Source organism: Pseudarthrobacter sp., from assembly GCF_036675385.1.
Classification (GTDB): Bacteria; Actinomycetota; Actinomycetes; order Actinomycetales; family Micrococcaceae; genus Arthrobacter.
The window spans coordinates 62,116-83,941 of the sequence record NZ_JAKFFD010000232.1; the positions used below are offsets into that span (position 1 = coordinate 62,116).

A 21,826-nucleotide genomic window follows, 5' to 3' on the forward strand; every position below is an offset into this window, starting at 1 on the left:
CACCACCATCGGAGATTCCCTTGTCAGAGCAGAACGCATCAGCCAGCAACGCGGGGCCGGCAGGGGAACCGGCCCCCGCGCGGTTCAGGCCTACGGCAGTTGCTGCCGTCAGCCTGAACGCAATCGGCGACGCGATCGGTGTGCAGGTCCCGGGCGCCTCCGCAGCCGTCAGCGTCACGGGAATCTCACTGAACTCGAGAACCGTGGAGCATGGCGACCTATATGTGGCGCTGCCTGGTGCTTCCCGCCATGGCGCAGACTTTGTGTCGCAGGCGGTCGGCAGGGGAGCGGTGGCAGTCCTGACCGACGACGCCGGCGCACGCCTTCTCGCGCTGTCTGCGGATACCGCCGAAGCCTCGGTCCCGGTGCTTGTGGTGGGCGGACCGCGCAACGTGGTGGGGCCGCTGTCCGCCATGATCTACCAGAGCCAGCCGGCAGGCGGACGGACGCCACGCTTGTATGGTGTGACGGGAACCAACGGCAAGACCACCACCACGTACTTCATCAACGCCTTGCTCCGTGCGCTCGGGCAGCAGACCGGCCTGATCGGAACCATCGAAATCCTGGCCGGCGGAGAACCGGTTCCCAGCCTCCTGACCACGCCCGAGTCACCGGATGTCCACGGCTTGCTCGCCCTCATGCGGGAACGGGGACTGGACGCCGCGTCCATGGAAGTCTCGTCCCACGCCGTGTCCTTCCAGCGGGTGGACGGGGTGCTCTTCGACGTTGCCGGTTTCACGAACCTGACGCAGGACCATCTGGACCTGCACGGCACCATGGAGGACTACTTCGCCACAAAGGCGGAACTGTTCACGCCCGGCCGTGCCCGCAGGGCTGTGGTGACGGTCGACGACGAATGGGGCCGCAGGCTTGCGGCAACGGCACGGATCCCGGTCACCACCCTCTCGATGACACCGGGCGGAGTTCCCACCGACTGGACCGTAACGTCCACCTCCGCGCGTGGGCTGGGTACCGGTTTCAGCCTGCAGGGACCCGGCGGAGTTACCCTGAATGTCCACACCGGCCTGCCCGGAGCTTTCAACGTAGCCAACGCCGCACTGGCCACCGTAATGGTCCTGACCAGCGGAATGGACGCCACCACCGTGCAGGCCGCCCTGGACCACCACGACCCCTTCACCGTGGCGGTACCGGGACGGATGCAGCTCGTCTCCGAAGAACCGGCGGCCGTCGTGGACTTCGCCCACAACACTGATGCCCTGGCACGGGCACTGGAAGCGGTCAGGTCACCGCTGCCCGGCTCCCGGGTGATCGTGGTTTTCGGAGCCACCGGACAGCGCGACCAGGGCAAGCGTCCCGCCATGGGCGCCGTCGCCGCAAAGATGGCCGACATCGTCATCGTCACGGATGACGACCCCCACGACGAGGACCCTGCGGCCATCAGGGCAGAGGTGCTGGCGGGCGCACAGGCGGCGCGCGAACAGGAATCTCCGGAGTGTGTCATCGAAGAGGTTTATCCCCGCGACGCCGCCATCCGGCGCGCCGTGGAACTGGCCGGTCCGGCCGACACCATTCTTGTGGCCGGCCGTGGCCATGAGGTCTGGCAGGAAGTCAAGGGCGTCAATCTTGCACTGGACGACCGTGTGGAACTGCGGAACGCCTTGACAGCCAGGGGATTCACCGTTCTCCGAGACGACCGGATAGAGTCCTAGACCGAGATGATTGCACTTACTGCGGCGGAAATCGCCGATATCACACACGGACGCCTGGACGCCGATCCGGGGATCACGCCCCTTTCGGTGGTCACCGATTCGCGCGAGGCTGCCGCCGGGTCGCTGTACGTGGCGAAACCTGGCGAGCACGCCGACGGCCACGACTTCGTTGCCGCCGCCTTCAGCCGCGGTGCGGTGCTGGTTCTCGCCGAACGCCCCGTAACGGGTCCGGACGGCGTCAACTATCCGGCCGTGCTGGTAGAGGATGCCGTGCTGGCCATGGGCGCGCTGGCCGCCGAAGCGGTCCGTCGGATCCGCCTGGCCCGTTCTGCCGCAGGCGACCCCCTGACCGTCATCGGGATCACCGGTTCCGCCGGGAAGACCACCACGAAGGACCTCCTCGCCGGCATCCTCACCCAGCAAGGCGTCACCGTTGCCCCGCAAGGTTCCTACAACGGCGAGGTGGGCGTACCGCTCACCGTCTTCCGCGCCGACACCCAAACGCGGTACCTGGTGATCGAGATGGGCGCCACAGGCATCGGGCACATCCGCTACCTGGCCGACATGGTGAGGCCTGACATCGGTGTCGTCCTCGGCATCGGCACTGCCCACGCCGGGGAGTTCGGCGGCGTGGACAACATTGCCCAGGCCAAGGGTGAACTGGTGGAGGCCCTCGCCGCCGGCGGCACCGCCGTCATCAACCTCGACGACGACCGCGTCGCTGCCATGCGCAGCCGCACCGGCGCCACCGTGCTGGGCTTCTCGGCCGAAGGACGCCCTGACGCGACCGTTCGGGCCGAGAATCCGGACACAAACGCTGAGGGCAACCCCGAATTCGAACTGGTCCTGCCCGGCGCCGAAACAGGCCTGCACGTCAGCAGCCGCCTCATCGGCGCCCACCACACCGGCAACCTCCTCGCCGCAGCAGCGGCCGCGCACGCGGCCGGAGTGTCCGGCAAGGACATCGCCGTGTCGCTGAGCACACAGTCAGCAGCCAGCCGTTGGCGGATGGAACGCACCGAACGTGCTGACGGCGTGACCATCATCAACGACGCCTACAACGCCAACCCGGAGTCCATGCGGGCGGCCCTGCGTACGCTGGCGGACCTTGGCCGCGGACGGCGCACCTGGGCCGTCCTGGGCGCCATGCTGGAACTGGGACCCGATTCAATCCGTGAACACACCGTTGTGGGCACCCAAGTGGTCCGCCTGAACATTTCCCGGCTGGTCGTCGTCGGCCGCGAAGCCCGCGCACTATACGTTTCCGCCGTCCAGGAGGGTTCCTGGGGCGACGAATGCGTCTTTGCCGAAACCGCCGAGGACGCCTATGCGCTCCTGAACGCCGAGCTTGAGCCCGGCGACCTGGTGCTTTTCAAGTCGTCCAACAGCGTTGGACTGCGGCACCTGGGCGATCGGATAGCATTACCCCCACAATCCACGGAACCCACCGATGAAGGGAGCGAGCTGCTGTGATTGCACTACTGATCGGCGCAGGACTTGCCCTGCTGTTTGCCTTGGTGGGAACGCCGCTGTTTATCCGCTTGCTTGTCCGCAAGAGCTACGGCCAATTCATCCGTGATGACGGACCCACATCCCACCACACCAAACGCGGTACGCCCACTATGGGCGGCACCGTGGTGGTGGGCGCGGTCCTGCTCAGCTACGGACTGACCCACCTGATTATGTGGATGATGAACCCGGACTCGGCAGGTCCCTCCGCCTCGGCCCTGATCCTGCTCTTCCTGATGGTCGGCATGGGGCTGGTGGGCTTCCTGGACGATTTCATCAAGATCTCCCGCCAGCGGAGCCTTGGCCTGGACGCGAAGGCCAAGCTCATCCTCCAGGCCGCGGTAGGCATAGCCTTCGCCATCCTGGCCCTGAACTTTCCCGACCCGGACGGCCTGACGCCGGCCTCGACCAAAATCTCCCTGGTCCGCGACATTCCCTGGCTGGACCTGGCCTTCGCCGGCACGGTGGTCGGCGCAATCCTCTTTGTCCTCTGGTCCAACCTGATCGTCACGGCGGCGACCAACGGCGTGAACCTGACGGACGGCCTGGACGGTCTCGCTGCCGGTGCCTCGGTCATGGTCTTCGGTGCCTACACGCTGATGGGCATCTGGCAAAACAACCAGGCCTGCGGGTCGCCGCGGGAAGCCGGCAGCGGCTGCTACTCCGTCCGCGACCCCCTGGACCTGGCGCTCCTGGCCGCCATCCTGAGCGCCGCCCTCGTGGGATTCCTCTGGTGGAACACCTCCCCGGCCAAGATCTTTATGGGGGACACCGGGTCATTGGCCATCGGCGGCGCGGTCGCCGGCTTCGCCATCCTGTCGCGGACGGAACTGCTGCTGGGAATCATCGGCGGCCTGTTCGTCCTGATTACCCTCTCCGTGATCATCCAGGTGGGCTACTTCAAAGCCACCGGCGGTAAACGCGTGTTCAAGATGGCACCGCTGCAGCACCACTTCGAACTCAAGGGCTGGGCAGAAGTCACGGTGGTGGTCCGCTTCTGGATCCTGGGCGGGCTCTTCGTGGCCGTGGGCCTGGGTGTCTTCTACGCTGAATGGGTTGTGCTCCTGTGACTGTTTCTCCCCGCCTGCAAAACCTGGTCAGTTGGGACTCTGACTGGGCAGGGCTCCGCGTTGCCGTTACCGGCATCGGAGTATCCGGGTTCGCCGCGGCAGATACCCTCATCGAACTCGGTGCCCGGGTGGTGGTGGTTGATGCCGCCACGTCCGAGACAGCCAAGGCACATGCCGACACCCTGAAGATCGTCGGCGCCGTGGACGTGCTCCTGGGCGAGGAAGCCGTCAACAGGATCCCCAAGATCGATGGCAGCTTCCCCGACCTCATCGTGACCTCCCCGGGTTGGCGGCCTGACCAGGCGCTCCTGGCGGCCGCTGCGCGCGCCCACATTCCGGTCTGGGGGGACGTCGAGCTTGCCTGGCGCCTGCGGGTCCGGGCCGGGCACAGGACCGCTGACTGGCTGACCATCACCGGCACCAACGGCAAGACCACCACGGTGGGCCTGACGGCGTCGATGCTGCAGGCCGCCGGCCTGAAGGCCATCGCGGTCGGCAACGTGGGCACCCCCATCCTGGACGCCCTCCGCGACCCCGTGGAATACGACGTCTTCGCGGTTGAACTATCCAGCTTCCAGCTGCATTGGGCTGAAACGCTGTCGCCGGTGGCCAGCGTCTGCCTGAACGTGGCTGAGGACCACGTTGACTGGCATGGTTCCTACAATTCCTACCTCGCGGACAAGGCCAAGGTCTATGCGCGGACCCAGAAGGCCTGCATCTTCAACGCGGAACAGATCGAGACCGTACGGATGGTTGAGGACGCGGACGTTGTGGAGGGCTGCCGGGCCGTCGGCTTCACCACACTCACGCCGGCCATCAGCATGCTCGGCGTGGTGGAGGGCCTGCTCGTGGACCGCGCGTTTATCGAGGAACGCAGGGACAGCGCAGCCGAGCTGGCATCGATGACCGACCTGGGGCAGTTTGCACCCAGGCACATGGTGGCGAACGCCCTCGCGGCTGCAGCCCTGGTCCGGGCCTACGGCGTGGAGGCGAAGGCCGTGCGCCAGGGAATCCAGGACTACGTCCCGGGCAACCACCGCATCCAGCCGGTCGCCAAGCAGAACGGCGTGCTCTGGGTCAACGATTCCAAGGCCACCAACCCGCACGCAGCAGCCGCGTCACTGGCCACCTTTGAAAACGTCATCTGGATCGCCGGCGGCCTGTCCAAGGGCGTCAGCTACGACCACCTGATCCGGGACCACGCCGCCCGGCTCAAGGCTGTGGTACTCATCGGTACGGACACCGCCGCGCTTGCGGAGGCCTTGCAGCGACACGCGCCGGATGTCCCCGTGATCACGACGCCGCCGGGCGACACTGAAAATATGCAGACTGCCGCAACAGGCGGAGCCACCACGGACAGCTCGCCGGATTCCGGTGCAGTCGTGATGTCCCGGGCCGTTGCGTCAGCGGCGCAGCTGGCGGCATCAGGCGACACCGTGCTGATGGCCCCGGCCGCTGCTTCCATGGATCAGTTCTCTTCCTATGCTCACCGCGGCGACGCCTTTATTGAAGCTGTCCGCGAGCTGGTGGAAGGGCAGGCCCCGACCGGCGAGGAGTAACAATGGTCAGCACGCCCACCCGGTCGCCGGCCCCCCGGTCGCGCGCCGGGAAACCCGCTTCTCCCGTAAAGTCCACCATTACCCTGCCGGACCGGATCCGGGACTGGTACCAAGCCTTCTGGTCCACGCTGGAAGGAACCGGCACCTCCAAGAACGGCTCAACGTATTACCTGATCCTTGGTTCCACGCTGGCCCTGACCGCCATCGGCATCATGATGGTGCTGTCGGCCTCCAGCGTCGAATCCATCGCTGCCGGAAAATCGCCCTACGGCGACGCCCTCAAGCAGGGAATGTTCGCCGCCATCGGCATCTTCACCATGTTCGTCCTCTCCCGCATCAACGTGGTCTGGCTGAAGCGCCTGGCCTGGCCGGGGCTGGGTGGGGCCCTTGTCCTCCTGGTCCTGGTGCAGCTGATCGGAGACGAAGTCAACGGCAACAAGAACTGGATCGACCTGGGCGGCATCACCTTCCAGCCGTCCGAGGCGTCCAAGCTGACTCTGGCATTGTGGATGGCCACCGTACTGGCCAGGAAAGGGAAGCTGCTGCGGCGCTGGCCCCACGTGCTGATCCCCGCCGTGCCGCTGGCGGGCGGCGTCATCGGCCTGGTCCTGCTGGGCAATGACCTGGGCACCGCCATGATCATCATGATGATCACTGCTGCCGCCCTCTTCTTCGCCGGAGTACCGCTGTACCTGTTCGGGTTCGCCGCACTGGCCGCGGCCGCCGGCACGGCCGTCATGGCCATCACCAGCTCGAACCGCATGTGCCGCATCACCTCGTGGTGGACAGGCCAGTCCTGTGCCGACGGCATTGACGCCAACTACCAGGCCACCAACGGGCTCTACGGGCTCGCGTCCGGGGGCTGGTTCGGCGTTGGACTCGGCCAAAGCCGACAGAAGTACAGCTGGATCCCGGAAGCCCACAACGACTTCATCTTCGCCATCATCGGCGAGGAACTCGGCCTGGTGGGCACCGTCGTCGTGCTTGTCCTTTTTGCCATCCTCGGCGCCGCCATCTACCGCGTAGTGGTGGCGCAGGAGGATATGTTCCACCGCGTGCTGGCCGGCACCATAATGGTGTGGCTGCTGGGGCAGGCCACGGTCAACATGGCCGTGGTGACGGGGCTGATGCCGGTGATCGGCGTGCCGCTGCCGTTCATTTCCTACGGCGGTTCGGCACTGCTGATGTCGCTCTGCGCCGTGGGGGTGGTGCTCTCGCTGGCCCGCGAACAGATGGCGCCTGCCCTCAGGCCGAAGAAATTGCTCAAATTCGGCGCCAAGAAGGCCGGGGGAGCCGCAGGCCGCAAACCTGCTGGCCGGAAAACCGCCGGCACGACTACCGTTGCCCGTAAAACCGCGAGCCCCACAACAACCGCAAGAAAGCGTACGTAGCACCAGATGACTTCCCAGAACCTGTCCATTGTCCTGGCGGGCGGCGGAACCGCCGGCCACATCAGCCCCCTGCTGGCCATCGCGGCCGCCCTGCGTGCCGCCGTGCCCGGAGCGAGGCTGCTCGCTGTGGGCACGCCCGCCGGCATGGAAACCCGGCTGGTGCCCGCCGCCGGCCTGGATCTGGCCACCATCGACCGCGTGCCATTTCCGCGGAAGCCTTCCATTGACCTCCTCAAGCTGCCCGCACGGCTGGCCGGGGCGGTCAGGCAGTCCGGACGCATCCTCGACGACGCCTCGGCCGACGTCCTGGTGGGCGTCGGCGGCTACGTCTGCACACCCCTGTACCTCGCCGCCCGGCGCCGGGGAATCCCCATCGTGATCCATGAGGCCAATACCAGGCCCGGCCTGGCCAACCGGGTGGGATCGTTCCTGACCCGTCACGTCGCCACCGCCTTCGACACCACGCGCCTGCGTCACGCCCGCCATGTGGGCATGCCCATGCGGACCGAAATCTCCAGCCTGGACCGGGACACTGCCCGCGCCGCCGCGCGCGAGGGACTGGGCCTGGATCCCACCTCGCCCACGCTGATTGTGACCGGCGGTTCCTCCGGCGCCCAGAGCATCAACCGTGCGGTCGCCGCCGCCGTCCAGGACCTTGGCGCGGCGGGGATCCAGACACTCCACATCACCGGCCGCGGCAAGACGGTTTTGGGGCCCGACGGCGGCCCGCTCGCCGCGCCGGGCTACCGGCAGCTGGAGTACGTGGACGGCATGGAACGGGTGTACGCAGCCGCGGACGTGCTGCTGGCGAGGTCCGGCGCAGCCACGGTCTGCGAAGTGGCCGCCGTGGGTGTACCGGCAGTGTTTGTCCCGCTGCCCATCGGCAACGGCGAGCAGGCGCTCAACGCGGCGGGGCTCGTTAACGCCGGTGGCGCACTCCTGGTCCCGGATAAGGACTTCACCGCGCAGTGGGTGGCCGGCAAGCTCATCCCCCTGGTCACAGACCCCGGCCGCCTGGCCACCATGGCCGCCAGCTCGCGCCGCCTTGGCATCAGAAACGCCGATCAGCGCATGGCTGACCTTGTCCTGGAAGCGGTATCCGCATGATCCCCGCAAGCATCCGCAGCCAGGAGTCCCTGGGCCGCGTCCATTTCATCGGCATCGGCGGCGTGGGAATGTCCGCCGTGGCCCGCATCATGGTGGCCCGCGGCGTCGCCGTCAGCGGTTCGGATGCCAAGGACCTTCCTGTGATGGCGGAGCTGGCCGCTGCCGGCGCGAGGATCGCCGTCGGATACGCCGCAGCCAACCTGGGGGATGCCCAGACCGTGGTGGCCGGCTCGGCGATCCGTGCGGACAACCCCGAGCTGGTGGCCGCGCATGCGGCCGGACTGCCCGTGCTGCACCGCTCGGAGGCCCTGACATCCACTATGGGGGACGACCTCGTGGTGACCGTGGCAGGCACCCACGGCAAGTCCACCACCACCTCCATGATCACCGTCCTGCTCCAGGGCGCCGGGATGGATCCGTCGTTTGCGATCGGCGCCAACGTGCCTGCGCTCGGCGTCAATGCCGCCCACGGCACGTCAGGGGTCTTTGTGGCCGAAGCGGACGAGTCCGACGGCTCCTTCCTGAACTACCGGCCAAAGATTGCCGTGGTCACCAACGTCGAACCCGATCACCTGGACCACTACGGCACCGCAGAGGCCGTCTACGAGTCCTTCGACCGCTTTACGGCGCTGCTTCCGGCCGACGGCGTCCTGATTGCCTGCGCTGACGACGCCGGCGCAGCAGCCCTGGCAGAGCGCACGCTCGCCCGCGGCAACACCCGGGTGGTGCTGTACGGCACCTCGGAGGGGTCGGACCTGGTCCTGCACGACGGCGGCCCCGGGGACGTGGCGGTTTCCTCACCCGCCGGGCGGTTCGCCCTGGACCTGCAGGTCCCGGGCAGGCACAACGCGCTGAACGCCGCCGCCGCCGTCGCCGTCGCGCTGGAGCTGGGGGTCGACGCCGAAGCTGCCGCGCGTGCCCTGGCGCACTTCTCGGGTGCTTCGCGGCGCTTTGAACTGAAAGGGGAGGCGCGCGGCGTGCGCGTCTATGACGACTACGCCCACCACCCCACCGAGGTCCGGGCCGCCCTGACGGCTGCACGGTCCGTGGCCGGCGGGCACCGCGTCCATGTTCTGTTCCAGCCGCACCTGTTCTCCCGCACCAGGGAGTTTGCCAGGGAATTCGCAGAAGCGCTGAACCTGGCAGACACCGCCCTGGTCCTGGACATCTACCCCGCGCGCGAAGATCCCATCCCCGGAGTCAGCAGCCAGCTCATCGCCGAGCACCTGTCGCCCGGCGGACGCCTGGTGGAGCCGGGCGGGGCGGTTGCTGCCCTTACGGACACCGCCGGGCCCGGCGACATCATCCTGACCGTCGGGGCAGGGGATGTCACGGCATTCGGACCGCAGATCGTGCAGGCTCTCGGTGGGTAGTCCGCGCCGGCCCACCTACGCTTCACCGGGCAGGCGGCAGCCACCCGCGCCAGCGGAACCGGAGGTCATCTCGGCCTCCAAACGTGCCCCCGAGGCGGACCCCCCGTCTTTGCCCGACCGCAAGAATGCGAAGGACGCCGGCCGCAAGCGGTCAGCGGACAAGGGGACCGCGGACAGGGCGCCGGCAGACAATGCCCCGGCAAGCAAGGTGCCGGGGGGCAAAGCGCCCGCGGGCAGGACACCGGCGGGCACCGACAACGTGCTGGCCTTCCCGGAGCCGCCCGGAAAACGCCTCAGGCGGAACATCCTGGTGACCCTGGGCACTGTCCTGGCGTTGGTCTGCGCGCTGCTGGCCGCCGCAATCTTTTCGCCGGCACTCGCCGTAGGCACCGTCTCGGTCTCCGGGACCCGGCTCGTCACCACCGAACAGGTGCAGGCCGCACTGGAACCCCTGAAGGGCAAACCCCTGCCCCAGATCAGCGATGAGGAGGTCAGCCACCTCCTGGCGCCGCTCGTCCAGATCAAGTCCGTCTCCACCCAGGCACGCCCGCCGTCCGGGTTGGTGGTCCAGGTTTTGGAGCGGGTCCCGGTGGCCCTGGTCAAACAGGGGGAGCAGTACCAGTTGGTGGATGTGGACGGCGTGGTCCTGGCCAGCCCTGCGGACCCAGCCACGGTGGCCCTGCCCGTGATCGACGGCGGCGCGGGAACCATCGGCAAGGACCTCTTCCAGGCCACCGCAGCGGTCCTCGGTGCACTCCCGCTGGACGTGCTGTCGAAGCTGTCCAACGCGTCCGCCCAGTCCGTGGACGCCGTGGAGCTCAAACTGGTGGACGGTCAGACCATTATTTGGGGGAATGCGGGGGAGAAGGAGCTCAAGGCCAAGGTGCTTGAAGCCTTGCTCAAAGTTCCCGCGGACCCGAAGAACCCCGTCCGTGTGTACGATGTGAGCGCGCCCCGGCATCCGGTGACGCGCTGAACGCTTTATTTACCCGGTATTCCCGCGACACGCGGCTCCGGTTATTGAATGTCCGAACCATAGGAAATAGCGTTCCAGACATGAGTTACTTGACATAACTATAACCTTCAACTCGAAGGTTAAGGTTCGAAGCTTCAAGCCCGACTCCACAGTTTTCGCAATAGGACACGAACAAGGGACACGTAACGTGGCAGCTCCGCAGAATTACTTGGCCGTCATCAAGGTCGTCGGCATCGGCGGCGGTGGCGTGAACGCAGTCAACCGCATGATCGAGGTCGGCCTCCGGGGCGTTGAATTCATCGCCATCAACACAGATGCCCAGGCGCTGCTGATGAGTGACGCCGACGTCAAACTCGACGTCGGACGTGAGCTGACCCGCGGGCTCGGTGCAGGCGCCAACCCCGAGGTGGGCAAGCAGGCTGCGGAGGACCACGCCGACGAAATCGAAGAGGTCATCCGCGGCGCGGACATGGTGTTTGTGACCGCCGGCGAAGGTGGCGGCACAGGCACCGGCGGCGCCCCTGTGGTGGCGCGCATCGCCCGGTCCCTCGGAGCGCTGACCATCGGTGTGGTGACCCGCCCGTTCACGTTCGAGGGCCGCCGTCGTGCGGGTTCCGCAGAGGCGGGCATCGACGCCCTCCGCGACGAAGTGGACACGCTGATCGTCATCCCGAATGACAGGCTTCTGTCCATCAGCGACCGCAACGTCTCCGTCCTGGACGCTTTCCGTTCCGCTGACCAGGTCCTGCTGTCCGGTGTCCAGGGCATCACGGACCTCATCACCACCCCCGGCCTGATCAACCTCGACTTCGCGGACGTCAAGTCCGTGATGCAGGGCGCAGGCTCCGCGCTGATGGGCATCGGCTCCGCCCGCGGTGAAGACCGTGCGGTGAAGGCTGCCGAGCTCGCCATTGCATCGCCGCTGCTGGAAGCCTCCATCGACGGCGCCCATGGTGTCCTGCTCTCGATCCAGGGCGGTTCCGATCTCGGCCTGTTCGAAATCAATGAAGCTGCCCGCCTGGTCCAGGAAGTGGCCCACCCCGAAGCCAACATCATCTTCGGTGCCGTGATCGATGACGCACTCGGTGACGAGGCCCGTGTCACGGTCATTGCCGCCGGTTTCGACGACGTCAAGGCCACCTCTCCCTCCATGGACCAGTCGCAGCCGCAGGTTGCGCCGCAGCGGCCCGCAGCGGCACCCGCACCGGCTCAGGCCCCCACCTCGGGTGGCAGCCACCAGCACAACGTCCAGCCGGTCCACGCCGGAGTGGGCGCGTCGGGGCTGAGCAACTGGGGCCAGCAGCGCCCGTCGTCGGTCCCCGCCGACTCAGGTTTCGACGTCGACCTGCCCTCGGTAGTGGAGCCGGACCTCTCGGGCAACCGCGTCGATGACCTGGATGTCCCCGACTTCCTGAAGTAGGGCCCGGGTTGTTCTATTGGCGGGCCGAAGTGTCTGCTGGCGTGAGTGTGGCGTTCACAGACACCCAGGCCGGCAATCTTGCCCTGCACGTCGGGGACAACGCCGCTGATGTTCTCCAGCGCCGGGAGGCGCTGGAGAACGCTGCCGGCCTAACCCGTGGTTCCCTCCGGTTCATGGAGCAGGTCCACGGCACTGCGGTGGAAATGATGGAGCCGGCCACGCCAGCGCCGACCGCCGATGCCATGGTGTCGCGTGGGCTGCCGCTTGCGGTGATGGTGGCCGACTGCATCCCGGCGGTACTCGTAGGGGAAGGACCAGACGGTCCGGTCCTGGCCGCCGTGCACGCCGGCCGCCCGGGGATAGAAAACGGTATTCTCCCGGCGGCAGTGGAGCGGATGCGCTCAGCCGGGGCCACCGCCATCCGTGCCTGGCTGGGCCCGTCAATCTGCGGGCGTTGCTATGAGGTGCCCGCCGAACTGCGCGCCCAAGTAGCTGCCCAGGTGCCGGCGACATGGGCTGCCACGTCCTGGGGAACGCCCGCACTGGATCTCCCAGCAGGGGCGAAGAGCCAACTTGAAGCTGCCGGTGTCGTCATCGAATATGCGGGTCCGTGCACGCTTGAAAACGAACAGCTTTTCTCTTACCGCAGGTCCAACACCACAGGGCGCTTCGCGGGACTGGTGTGGTCGCATGAATGAGGGCACTGTGGAGGACAACGCCGGACGGATGGCTGATCTGGCGGAGCGCCTCGCCGCCGTGCAGCGTCGTATTGATGCGGCCGTCCAGGATGCAGGCCGGGCGGGGGAAGTGCCCACGCTGATTGTGGTCACCAAGTTCCATCCGGCCGCCGACATCAGGCGCCTGGCTGCCCTTGGCGTCCGTGACGTCGGCGAGAACCGGGATCAGGAAGCCTCCTCGAAGGCGGCCGAACTGGCGGGCCTCGGACTTAACTGGCACTTCGTCGGGCAGCTGCAGAGCAAAAAAGCGAAATCCGTGGTGAAGTATGCCCATGCGCTCCATTCCGTGGACCGGCTGGCCCTGGTTGATGGCCTCGAGCGTGCCATCGCCGCGGAACAGGACCGGACGGGCCGGGGGGCCCTGGACTGTTTCATCCAGGTCAGCCTCGACGACGACGCCGGCGCGCATCGCGGAGGCGTGGCCGCGGCGGAGGTACCACTCCTGGCCGAGCGGCTGGCGGCTGCGGCAGGACTGGAACTGGCGGGCGTTATGGCTGTCGCCCCGTTGGGCACCAGTCCTGAGGCGGCGTTTGAAAAGCTGGCAGCCATCTCGGCGGCCTTGGTAGCGGAGTATCCCGGTGCAACCGCCATCTCGGCGGGCATGAGCCAGGACCTGGAAGCGGCCATCCGTTTCGGTGCGACACACCTGCGAATCGGTTCCGATATTCTCGGATCGCGTCCTGACGTGGGGTAGCGTCGAACCCATAGGAAGTGAATGGCGGGGGATTCAAGGCTGTCAAGTCATTGGGCGGCCCGCCTACGGACACGATTAGGAGTCGACCATGGCCGGCGCTCTGCGCAAGACAATGATCTATCTTGGGCTCGCCGATGGCGATGAACACTACGAGTCCGAGCACACCACAACACGTAAGGACGAGGACGATTCGATGGAAGTTGACCGCGAGGAACGCCGTGCACCGGCAACCGTCCGCGACGTCAGCCGAGAGTCATCACACGCCCCCGAAGAGGAATACCGCGCACCAGTGACCCCCATCAAGCGTGCGGCCTCAAGCCGCGAAGAACCGTCCGGGCTTCGGCAGATCACCACGATCCACCCGCGGTCCTACAATGACGCCAAGCTCATCGGTGAGAGTTTCCGGGACGGCATTCCCGTCATCATGAACGTCACCGACATGGGCGAAGCGGACGCCAAGCGTCTCGTGGACTTCTCGGCCGGCCTGGTTTTTGGTCTCCGGGGCAGCATCGAACGCGTCACCAACAAGGTTTTCCTGCTGTCACCGTCGTACATTGAGGTCATTGGCGATGACAAGAAGGTCAGCGAGACGCAGGCCAGCTTCTTCAATCAAAGTTAGCCCTGAGCTTATTCCGGATGCCAGGCAGGTACACCTGTCTGGCATCTGTGCTGAAATAGACAAGAAACATTGGCAGGGCACCGCGGTATCCGGAATGGACATGGAGATATGAGTTAAGTCATGGGAATTGTTTTCGGACTTGTCTATATCGCCCTTTTGCTGTTCTTCGTGGCGCTGATCATCCGGCTGGTCTTTGACTGGGTCCAGATGTTTGCCAGGGAATGGCGTCCGCGTGGTGTCGCCCTCGTGGTGGCCCACACGGTGTACTCGATCACCGATCCGCCCCTCAAGGGGCTCCGGAGGCTGATCCCGCCGTTGAGGCTCGGCGGGGTGACTTTGGACCTCGGGTTTCTGGTCCTGTTCATCGCCGTCAGCATCGCGATGGCGGTCACCAGGGGTTTCGCGTAATCTTCGACAAGACCTAGCGGCGCAGGCGAAGTTCCTGGAATGGGAACTCCCTCTGAGCCGCGAAGAAATCTCCGGTTTGACACCCAGTGTTGAATTAGAGGAACCAGACAATATTTAGGTACCGTAGTTTTGACGGCCGGAAGGCCTACTGACTAACTAGACCAATGAGGTGACCAGATGGCTTTGACGCCAGAAGACGTTGTCAACAAGCGCTTTCAGCCGACCAAGTTCCGCGAAGGCTACGACCAGGATGAAGTTGATGACTTCCTGGACGAGATCGTTGTGGAACTCAGGCGCCTGAACCAGGAGAACGACGAGCTCCGCAAGAAGCTTGCAGAATCAGGTTCCGGTGTGCCGGCCAGCTCCGCTGCGTCCGCCCCGGTGGTCGAGAAGGTTCCCGCACCCGTCAAGGCTGACAAGGTTGAGTCCCCGGCGAAGGCCGAGGTCGAGGCGAAAGCTCCCGACGCCGCCAAGAAGAAGGAAGCCGAGCCGGTAGCACCTGTTGCGGCCGTCCCGGCTGCTGCGCCCACCGCAGCCAACGGAAGCACGGTTTCGGCCGAGTCCGCTGCCGGACTGCTCGCCATGGCGCAGCAGATGCACGACCGTCACGTCGCCGACGGTCAGTCCCAGAAGGACAAGATCATCGCAGAGGCCCAGATCGAGGCCAGCAGCCTGGTCAACGATGCCCAGGAGAAGTCCCGGAAGATCCTCGGCGCCCTCGAGCAGCAGCGCTCCGTCCTGGAACGCAAGGTAGAGCAACTCCGCGGCTTCGAACGCGACTACCGCTCACGCCTGAAGGCCTACATTGAAGGCCAGCTGCGCGACCTGGACGCCCGCGGTTCCGTGGCGGCACCTGAGGTTGAAGCGAACTAGTTCGTCAAGCACGTATTCTGAGAACCGGTGGCTGAGGATTCCTCGGCCGCCGGTTTTTGGGATTTAACATCGGTTTTACAAAATGAAAGCACCATGACTGACCACCTCGCCGCTGACGCCGCAAACCCTTCTCCTTCATCGGCCCGCCCCCGGCGGGCACTCCTGTTCTCGCTCTTCGCCGGTTTCGCGGTCTTTGCGTATGTCCTGGACCAGCTGACAAAACTCTGGGTGACGTCCACGATGGTGGAGGGTGAACGCATCCCGGTGCTTCCGCCGCTCCTGCACTGGTACTTCATCCGCAATTCCGGCGCCGCATTTTCGATCGGGGAAAATGTCACGTGGGTGTTCTCCATCATCATGGCCGGCGTCTCCATCGCCATCCTGTTCCAGGTGCGCAAGCTGGGTTCGGCCTGGTGGTCGCTGGCACTGGGTCTGCTCCTGGGCGGGGCCCTGGGCAACCTAACGGACAGGCTCTTCCGAGAGCCCTCGTTCGGCATGGGGCACGTGGTGGATTTCATCCAGCTGCCCAATTTTGCGATCTTCAACATCGCCGACTCCGCGGTGGTCTCAGCGGTGGCCATCATCTGCATCCTCACGCTTAAGGGGATCGCCCTTGACGGTTCACGCCACGTCGCGGCGCCACGGGGAGAGGCAGCACAGCCGAAGGACACGGACGGTGTCTGAGCGTGTGGTGGTCGCCGACGAATTCGGCGGAACGCGGGCGGACGCAGGGCTCGCCAAGCTGATGGGGATTTCCCGGTCAATGGCCGCGACCCTCATTGCTGAAGGCAACGTGGTGAGCCGCGGCAAGAAACTCGGAAAGTCCGCGCGGTTGGTTGCCGGCGATGTCCTGGAAGTGACGGTGCCTGAACGACGGGACCCGCTCGAAGTGGTGGAGGAAGTTGTGGAAGGCCTGAAAATCCTGTTGGACGACGACGAATTTGTCGTTGTGGACAAGCCGGTGGGCGTTGCCGCGCATCCGTCGCCCGGCTGGGTAGGACCCACCGTAGTCGGCGGTCTCGCCGGAGCCGGCTTCCGGATCTCGACGTCGGGTTCCCCCGAGCGGGTGGGGATTGTGCACCGGCTCGACGTCGGCACGTCCGGGGTGATGGTCGTGGCCAAAACGGAGCGCGCCTATACGGCCCTGAAGCGGGCCTTCAAGGAGCGCACCGTGGAGAAGGTGTACCACGCGGTGGTCCAGGGGCTCCCGGATCCGCTGGAGGGCACCATCGACGCACCAATCGGTCGCCACCCCGGACACGACTGGCGTTTTGCCGTGATCGAAGACGGCCGGCCGTCGATCACGCACTATGAGGTCCTGGAGGCTTTTGGCAAGGCCACGCTGGTGGAGGTGCACCTTGAGACCGGGCGTACACACCAGATCCGTGTCCACTTCTCTGCGTTGCGGCACCCATGCGCCGGAGATCTTACCTACGGGGCGGATCCTCGGCTCGCCGCCACCCTGGGCCTGACCCGGCAATGGCTCCATGCCCGGCAGCTCGGCTTCGACCACCCGGTAACGGGGGAGCGCGTGACCGTGACCAGCGAATACCCGCAGGACCTGGCTTTTGCCCTCGAGGTCCTGGAGTCCGGGGAGGCCTAGCGGCTGGGTCGCTGGGCCCTTGGCGGTCCGCCAGCGCTTAGAATAGTGCGGTGACTTCCAGCAATGCCTCGTTCGTCCATCTCCACAACCACACCGAATACTCCATGTTGGACGGCGCAGCCCGTCTGGGTGAGCTCTTCAATGAGACTGAACGCCTCGGGATGCCGGCCCTGGCCACCACCGACCACGGGTACCTTTTCGGGGCTTTCGACTTCTGGAAGCGCGCGACGGACCAGGGGATCAAGCCGATTATCGGCGTCGAAGCCTACGTCACCCCCGGCACCGCACGGACGGACAAAAGCCGTGTCCGCTGGGGCGAGGAACACCAGCGCAAGGACGACATCTCCGGCGGTGGCTCCTACACCCACATGACGCTGCTGAGCTATAACAACGTCGGCATGCGCAACCTCTTCCGGGCCTCGTCCATTGGCTCGCTGGACGCAGTCTTCGGCAAGTGGCCACGCTTGGACCGTGAGCTCCTGAACACATACTCCGAAGGCCTGATCGCCACTACTGGCTGCCCTTCGGGGGAGGTCCAGACCCGGCTGCGGCTGGGCCAGTACCGCGAGGCCATGGAAGCCGCCTCGGAGTTTCGGGACATATTCGGTGCGGAGAACTATTTCTGCGAACTGATGGACCACGGCCTGGACATCGAACGCCGGGTCACAGGGGACCTGCTGCGGCTGGCCAAGGACCTCAACCTGCCGCTGGTGGCCACCAACGACCTGCACTACACGCACGAACACGATGCCAAGGCGCACGAGGCCCTGCTTGCCATCCAGTCGGGTTCCACGCTGCTGGAGCCATCGTATGACAACGGCGGTTCCCGCTTCGCGTTCTCCGGCAGCGGCTACTACCTCAAATCCCCGCAGGAGATGCGGGAGCTGTTCAGGGACCACCCGGATGCGTGCGACAACACCCTGCTGATCGCCGAGCGCTGCGATGTCTCGTTCAACACCGGTGCTAACTACATGCCGCGGTTCCCGTGCCCGCCGGGCGAGGACGAGACATCCTGGCTGGTCAAGGAAGTTGCCACCGGACTGGAATACCGGTACCCGGGCGGTGTCCCGGACAAAGTCCGCACCCAGGCCGACTACGAGCTCGAAGTCATCACCTCCATGGGGTTCCCGGGTTACTTCCTGGTGGTGGCCGACTTCATCAACTGGGCGAAGAAAAACGGCATCCGCGTCGGTCCGGGCCGTGGCTCCGGAGCCGGCTCCATGGTGGCGTACGCCATGCGCATCACGGACCTGGATCCGCTCCTGCACGGGTTGATCTTTGAACGCTTCCTCAACCCGGACCGTGTGTCCATGCCTGACTTCGACGTTGACTTCGATGACCGTCGGCGGTCCGAGGTCATCGACTATGTGACCCGGAAATACGGCGACGAGCGCGTGGCCATGATTGTCACATACGGCACCATCAAGACCAAGCAGGCACTGAAGGACTCCTCCCGTGTGCTGGGTTACCCGTTCAGTATGGGCGAGCAGTTGACCAAGGCGCTCCCGCCGGCCGTGATGGCCAAGGACATCCCGCTCGCCGACATCCAAAACAAGGACTCAAAGCGCTACAGCGAGGCCGGTGACTTCCGCCAGCTGATCGCAACTGATCCCGAGGCCGCCAAGGTCTTCGAGACGGCTCTCGGCATTGAGGGGCTGAAGCGCCAGTGGGGCGTGCACGCTGCTGGCGTCATTATGTCCTCGGACCCCATCATCGATGTCATCCCGGTCATGCGGCGCATCCAGGACGGCCAGGTGATCACGCAGTTCGACTACCCCACCTGCGAGGGCCTGGGCCTGATCAAGATGGACTTCCTCGGCCTGCGGAACCTGACGATCATTTCCGACGCCCTGGAGAACATCAAGCTCAACCGCGGCCTGGACCTGGACCTGGACAGCCTGGCCCTGGATGACGTGGCCTCCTATGAACTGCTGGCCCGTGGCGACACCCTGGGCGTGTTCCAGCTGGATGGCGGCCCCATGCGCTCCCTGCTGAAGCTGATGAAGCCTGACAACTTCGAAGACATCTCCGCCGTGCTTGCGCTCTACCGGCCCGGTCCCATGGGCGCCAACGCGCACACCGACTACGCGCTGCGCAAAAACGGGATCCAGGAAGTCATCCCGATCCACCCCGAACTCAAGGAACCCCTTGCTGAAATCCTCGGCGGAACCTACGGCCTGATCGTCTATCAGGAGCAGGTGATGGCCGTAGCCCAGAAGCTCGCTGGCTATTCCCTCGGGCAGGCAGACATCCTGCGGCGCGCCATGGGCAAAAAGAAGAAATCCGAGCTGGACAAGCAGTTCGCCGGATTCTCCCAGGGCATGCAGGACAACGGCTATTCCATGGCCGCCGTCAAGACCCTGTGGGACATCCTGCTGCCGTTCTCCGACTACGCCTTCAACAAGGCCCACTCCGCCGCCTATGGCGTGATCTCCTACTGGACCGCCTACCTGAAGGCGCACTTTGCGCCGGAATACATGGCTGCCCTGCTGACGTCGGTCGGTGACGACAAGGACAAATCGGCAATCTACCTCAACGAATGCCGGCGCATGGGGATTACCGTGCTGCCGCCGGATGTGAACGAATCCGCGCTGAACTTCACCCCGGTAGGCACCGACATCCGCTTCGGCATGGGCGCCATCCGCAACGTAGGGGTCAACGCCGTCGAAGCGATGGTGGCCGCGCGCGAAAAGGAAGGCGCCTATACGTCCTTCAAGGACTACCTCATGAAGGTCCCCGCCGTGGTCTGCAACAAGCGGACCATTGAATCCCTGATCAAGGCCGGAGCCTTCGATTCCCTCAACCACCACCGGCGTGCGCTGGCGATGATCCATGAAGAGGCCATCGACTCCGTCATCACCCTCAAACGAAACGAAGCGATCGGCCAGTTCGATCTCTTCGCCGGTTTCGAGGAGGCCGAATCCGAAGCGTCGCTGAGCATCGAGATCCCTGACCTGCCGGAATGGGAGAAGAAGGACAAGCTCTCCTTTGAGCGGGACATGCTCGGCCTGTATGTGTCGGACCACCCGCTGCAGGGCCTGGAAGGACTCCTCAGCCAGCATGCGGACCAGTCCATCACCTCGATCATCGGCGAAGACGGGCCGCACGACGGCGCCATCATTACGATCTCCGGCATGATCACCTCACTTAGCCGCAGGATCGCCAAGGCGAGTGGCAACGCCTATGCCCGTGCCGAGATCGAAGACCTCGGCGGTTCGATGGAGGTGATGTTCTTCGGCCAGGTCTACGGCCCTATCGCCTCGGTCCTTGCCGAGGACCTGATCGTGGTAGTCAAGGGTCGCCTGCAGCGACGGGACGACGGTGCCGTGACGCTGAACTGCATGGAACTGTCCGTTCCGGACCTCAGTGAAGGAACCAACGGCCCCGTGCTGATTTCGATGCCCACCCACAAGGCAACCGAAGCTGTTGTCACCGAACTGGGCGATGTGCTTCGGAACCACCGGGGGAACTCTGAAGTCCGGCTGCACCTGCAGGGGGACGCCCGGACGGAAGTCATGGGCCTCCCCGTCCATCTCAGGGTCAACCCCAGTCCGTCATTGTTCGGTGACCTGAAGGTGCTCCTGGGCCCAACCTGCCTGGATAACTAGGACCCGATAGTTAGATCTCGTAGTCCAGCGGGACCGGCTGTCCATAGCCGCCGGCGTGGTACAGGAGCGGCGAACCGTCGTCGCCCACTTCGCCGTCCACAACTTCAACCACCACTACAGCATTGTTCTCGAAGGAGAGCCGCATCTGGATCTTGCCGATCAGCCAGCCCGCGACGTCTTTGAGGATCGGGACCTCGTGCGGGCCAAGTTCCCAGTGGTCCCCGCCGAACCTGTCCTTGGTGCGGGCGAAACGGTCCGCCAGCGCCTGGTTTTCCAGGCCCAGCATGTGGACGCCGAGGTAGGTGGCATTGGCCACGGCCGGCCAGGAACTTGAACTGCGGGCCATGTTGAAAGTGAACCGCGGCGGCTGTGCTGAAAGTGACGCCACGGACGTGGCGGTAAAGCCGTAGGGCTCGCCCTGGTAGTTCACGGTGATGATGGCGACCCCGGCAGCATGCCGCCGGAACATTTCCTTGAAGGTGCCCTCGAACGGCGTCTTGTCTGTCATCTTGAGAATTGCTCCCTGAAAAGCAGGCTGTAATGGACTCTTCCTTAAGGGTATTAGTCCCCGTCGGAGAGGGAGCAATCGCTGGACCCGGCACGTCATCTGTCAAGATTGCCCACGTCGTTTGATCGGTCGTACCCGACCTTTGTTAAGGTTTATTTCATGAGACAACACATCAGCCGCCGGTCTTCCCGGCTGCCGTGGAAATGGTTTGCCGCTGCTGCTGCCGGTGGCGTTCCCGTCGGCCTGCTGTGGTGGCTGCTCGCGCCAGGAGGGATGAACCTGATCACGCGCAACCCCGCCCTGGCCGACGGGACCAATCCGGAGGTGTGGCTGCTCAGGGACCTCACCCTTGCGGGGCTTTGTGTGTTGGCAGGGTGCCTGGTGGCCGTCTTCCTGACTGATAAAGGCGGCCGCGATCCGCAGGCGGCCTTCCTCCTGGGACTGGCCGGCGGACTGGGCGGCGCCCTGATCGCGTGGCTGACCGGCGTCCTTGCGGGCCAGCTGTGGGGCGGCCCCGCAGATACATCTGTCAATGCCAGCGTCGCGTTCTCGCTCCGGTCCCTGTCCGTGCTGATCCTGTGGCCGGCCGCGACTGCCACGTCCGTGTTTGTCCTGAGCCTGATAAACCTGCTCAAGAGCGGGCCTGGGAGTGCGGGCACGCCGGTAGCCGAAGGCAACGCGCCCGGCGCGTAAAATGGACC

General features: G+C 65.3%; 19 protein-coding genes. 18 read left to right on the forward strand and 1 reads right to left on the reverse strand.

Going from position 1 to position 21,826, the window contains the following annotated elements:
• Positions 1-20: 20 nt before the first annotated feature.
• The 17 genes from V6M49_RS19325 to dnaE all read left to right on the forward strand — a co-directional run bounded on the left by V6M49_RS19325 (position 21) and on the right by dnaE (position 20,617).
• Positions 21-1,670: a UDP-N-acetylmuramoyl-L-alanyl-D-glutamate--2,6-diaminopimelate ligase gene (locus tag V6M49_RS19325; protein WP_332762773.1), complete on the forward strand. Its 1,650-nt coding sequence runs from the start codon at positions 21-23 to the stop codon at positions 1,668-1,670.
• 6 nt (positions 1,671-1,676) lie between these two features.
• Positions 1,677-3,143 (forward strand): UDP-N-acetylmuramoyl-tripeptide--D-alanyl-D-alanine ligase, encoded by a 1,467-nt coding sequence (locus V6M49_RS19330; protein WP_332762775.1) that lies wholly within the window; start codon positions 1,677-1,679, stop codon positions 3,141-3,143.
• On the forward strand, positions 3,140-4,249 hold the full coding sequence (gene mraY / locus V6M49_RS19335; RefSeq protein WP_104063534.1) for a phospho-N-acetylmuramoyl-pentapeptide-transferase: 1,110 nt from the start codon (positions 3,140-3,142) through the stop codon (positions 4,247-4,249). Before V6M49_RS19330 ends, mraY begins: the two co-directional genes overlap by 4 nt.
• Positions 4,231-5,808 carry a UDP-N-acetylmuramoyl-L-alanine--D-glutamate ligase gene (gene murD, locus V6M49_RS19340; RefSeq protein ID WP_332762777.1) on the forward strand — a complete coding sequence of 526 codons (1,578 nt, stop codon included), beginning with the start codon at positions 4,231-4,233 and terminating at the stop codon, positions 5,806-5,808. Before mraY ends, murD begins: the two co-directional genes overlap by 19 nt.
• A gap of 2 nt (positions 5,809-5,810) precedes the next feature.
• Positions 5,811-7,199, forward strand: coding sequence for a putative lipid II flippase FtsW (gene ftsW / locus V6M49_RS19345; RefSeq protein ID WP_104063536.1), 1,389 nt, complete (start codon positions 5,811-5,813; stop codon positions 7,197-7,199).
• 6 nt (positions 7,200-7,205) lie between these two features.
• A complete protein-coding gene (murG, locus tag V6M49_RS19350; protein ID WP_141140096.1) occupies positions 7,206-8,306 on the forward strand; it encodes an undecaprenyldiphospho-muramoylpentapeptide beta-N-acetylglucosaminyltransferase in 1,101 nt (366 codons plus the stop codon).
• On the forward strand, positions 8,303-9,679 hold the full coding sequence (gene murC / locus V6M49_RS19355; RefSeq protein ID WP_332762780.1) for a UDP-N-acetylmuramate--L-alanine ligase: 1,377 nt from the start codon (positions 8,303-8,305) through the stop codon (positions 9,677-9,679). The genes murG and murC overlap by 4 nt, the downstream gene beginning before the upstream one ends.
• The gene (locus V6M49_RS19360; RefSeq protein ID WP_332762782.1) at positions 9,672-10,655 is read left to right on the forward strand and encodes a cell division protein FtsQ/DivIB; all 984 of its coding nucleotides are present in this window, start codon (positions 9,672-9,674) and stop codon (positions 10,653-10,655) included. The genes murC and V6M49_RS19360 overlap by 8 nt, the downstream gene beginning before the upstream one ends.
• A gap of 187 nt (positions 10,656-10,842) precedes the next feature.
• Positions 10,843-12,075, forward strand: a complete 1,233-nt coding sequence (gene ftsZ, locus V6M49_RS19365) for a cell division protein FtsZ (RefSeq protein WP_141140099.1) — start codon at positions 10,843-10,845, stop codon at positions 12,073-12,075.
• Positions 12,076-12,083: 8 nt separating this feature from the next.
• A complete protein-coding gene (locus V6M49_RS19370) occupies positions 12,084-12,773 on the forward strand; it encodes a polyphenol oxidase family protein (RefSeq protein ID WP_141140100.1) in 690 nt (229 codons plus the stop codon).
• Positions 12,766-13,506 carry a YggS family pyridoxal phosphate-dependent enzyme gene (locus tag V6M49_RS19375; RefSeq protein ID WP_141140101.1) on the forward strand — a complete coding sequence of 247 codons (741 nt, stop codon included), beginning with the start codon at positions 12,766-12,768 and terminating at the stop codon, positions 13,504-13,506. The genes V6M49_RS19370 and V6M49_RS19375 overlap by 8 nt, the downstream gene beginning before the upstream one ends.
• Positions 13,507-13,594: 88 nt before the next feature.
• Positions 13,595-14,125, forward strand: coding sequence for a cell division protein SepF (locus V6M49_RS19380; protein ID WP_141140102.1), 531 nt, complete (start codon positions 13,595-13,597; stop codon positions 14,123-14,125).
• Between the two features lie 120 nt (positions 14,126-14,245).
• A complete protein-coding gene (locus tag V6M49_RS19385; RefSeq protein WP_056342216.1) occupies positions 14,246-14,533 on the forward strand; it encodes a YggT family protein in 288 nt (95 codons plus the stop codon).
• A 177-nt stretch (positions 14,534-14,710) separates the two neighbouring features.
• Complete coding sequence (locus V6M49_RS19390; protein ID WP_141140103.1) at positions 14,711-15,406, forward strand: DivIVA domain-containing protein; 696 nt, start codon at positions 14,711-14,713, stop codon at positions 15,404-15,406.
• Between the two features lie 93 nt (positions 15,407-15,499).
• Positions 15,500-16,090, forward strand: coding sequence for a signal peptidase II (gene lspA / locus V6M49_RS19395; RefSeq protein ID WP_332762787.1), 591 nt, complete (start codon positions 15,500-15,502; stop codon positions 16,088-16,090).
• A complete protein-coding gene (locus V6M49_RS19400; protein ID WP_056342205.1) occupies positions 16,083-17,009 on the forward strand; it encodes an RluA family pseudouridine synthase in 927 nt (308 codons plus the stop codon). The genes lspA and V6M49_RS19400 overlap by 8 nt, the downstream gene beginning before the upstream one ends.
• 50 nt (positions 17,010-17,059) lie before the next feature.
• A complete protein-coding gene (gene dnaE / locus V6M49_RS19405) occupies positions 17,060-20,617 on the forward strand; it encodes a DNA polymerase III subunit alpha (RefSeq protein ID WP_104063546.1) in 3,558 nt (1,185 codons plus the stop codon).
• A 10-nt stretch (positions 20,618-20,627) separates the two neighbouring features.
• Here the strand turns inward: dnaE and V6M49_RS19410 are convergent, their stop codons facing one another.
• Positions 20,628-21,125, reverse strand: coding sequence for a flavin reductase family protein (locus V6M49_RS19410; RefSeq protein ID WP_104063547.1), 498 nt, complete (start codon positions 21,123-21,125; stop codon positions 20,628-20,630).
• A gap of 159 nt (positions 21,126-21,284) precedes the next feature.
• Between V6M49_RS19410 and V6M49_RS19415 the strand changes: the two genes are divergently transcribed.
• The gene (locus V6M49_RS19415; protein WP_332762791.1) at positions 21,285-21,818 is read left to right on the forward strand and encodes a hypothetical protein; all 534 of its coding nucleotides are present in this window, start codon (positions 21,285-21,287) and stop codon (positions 21,816-21,818) included.
• Positions 21,819-21,826 lie beyond the last annotated feature (8 nt).

Coding starts and splice junctions, on each gene's coding strand:
- V6M49_RS19330 (WP_332762775.1), top strand. CDS start 1,677: ATGATTGCACTTACTGCGGCGGAAATCGCCGATATCACACACGGACGC.
- murD (WP_332762777.1), top strand. CDS start 4,231: ATGGGTTGTGCTCCTGTGACTGTTTCTCCCCGCCTGCAAAACCTGGTC.
- ftsW (WP_104063536.1), top strand. CDS start 5,811: ATGGTCAGCACGCCCACCCGGTCGCCGGCCCCCCGGTCGCGCGCCGGG.
- murG (WP_141140096.1), top strand. CDS start 7,206: ATGACTTCCCAGAACCTGTCCATTGTCCTGGCGGGCGGCGGAACCGCC.
- murC (WP_332762780.1), top strand. CDS start 8,303: ATGATCCCCGCAAGCATCCGCAGCCAGGAGTCCCTGGGCCGCGTCCAT.
- V6M49_RS19375 (WP_141140101.1), top strand. CDS start 12,766: ATGAATGAGGGCACTGTGGAGGACAACGCCGGACGGATGGCTGATCTG.
- V6M49_RS19380 (WP_141140102.1), top strand. CDS start 13,595: ATGGCCGGCGCTCTGCGCAAGACAATGATCTATCTTGGGCTCGCCGAT.
- V6M49_RS19385 (WP_056342216.1), top strand. CDS start 14,246: ATGGGAATTGTTTTCGGACTTGTCTATATCGCCCTTTTGCTGTTCTTC.
- V6M49_RS19390 (WP_141140103.1), top strand. CDS start 14,711: ATGGCTTTGACGCCAGAAGACGTTGTCAACAAGCGCTTTCAGCCGACC.
- lspA (WP_332762787.1), top strand. CDS start 15,500: ATGACTGACCACCTCGCCGCTGACGCCGCAAACCCTTCTCCTTCATCG.
- V6M49_RS19410 (WP_104063547.1), bottom strand. CDS start 21,125: ATGACAGACAAGACGCCGTTCGAGGGCACCTTCAAGGAAATGTTCCGG.
- V6M49_RS19415 (WP_332762791.1), top strand. CDS start 21,285: ATGAGACAACACATCAGCCGCCGGTCTTCCCGGCTGCCGTGGAAATGG.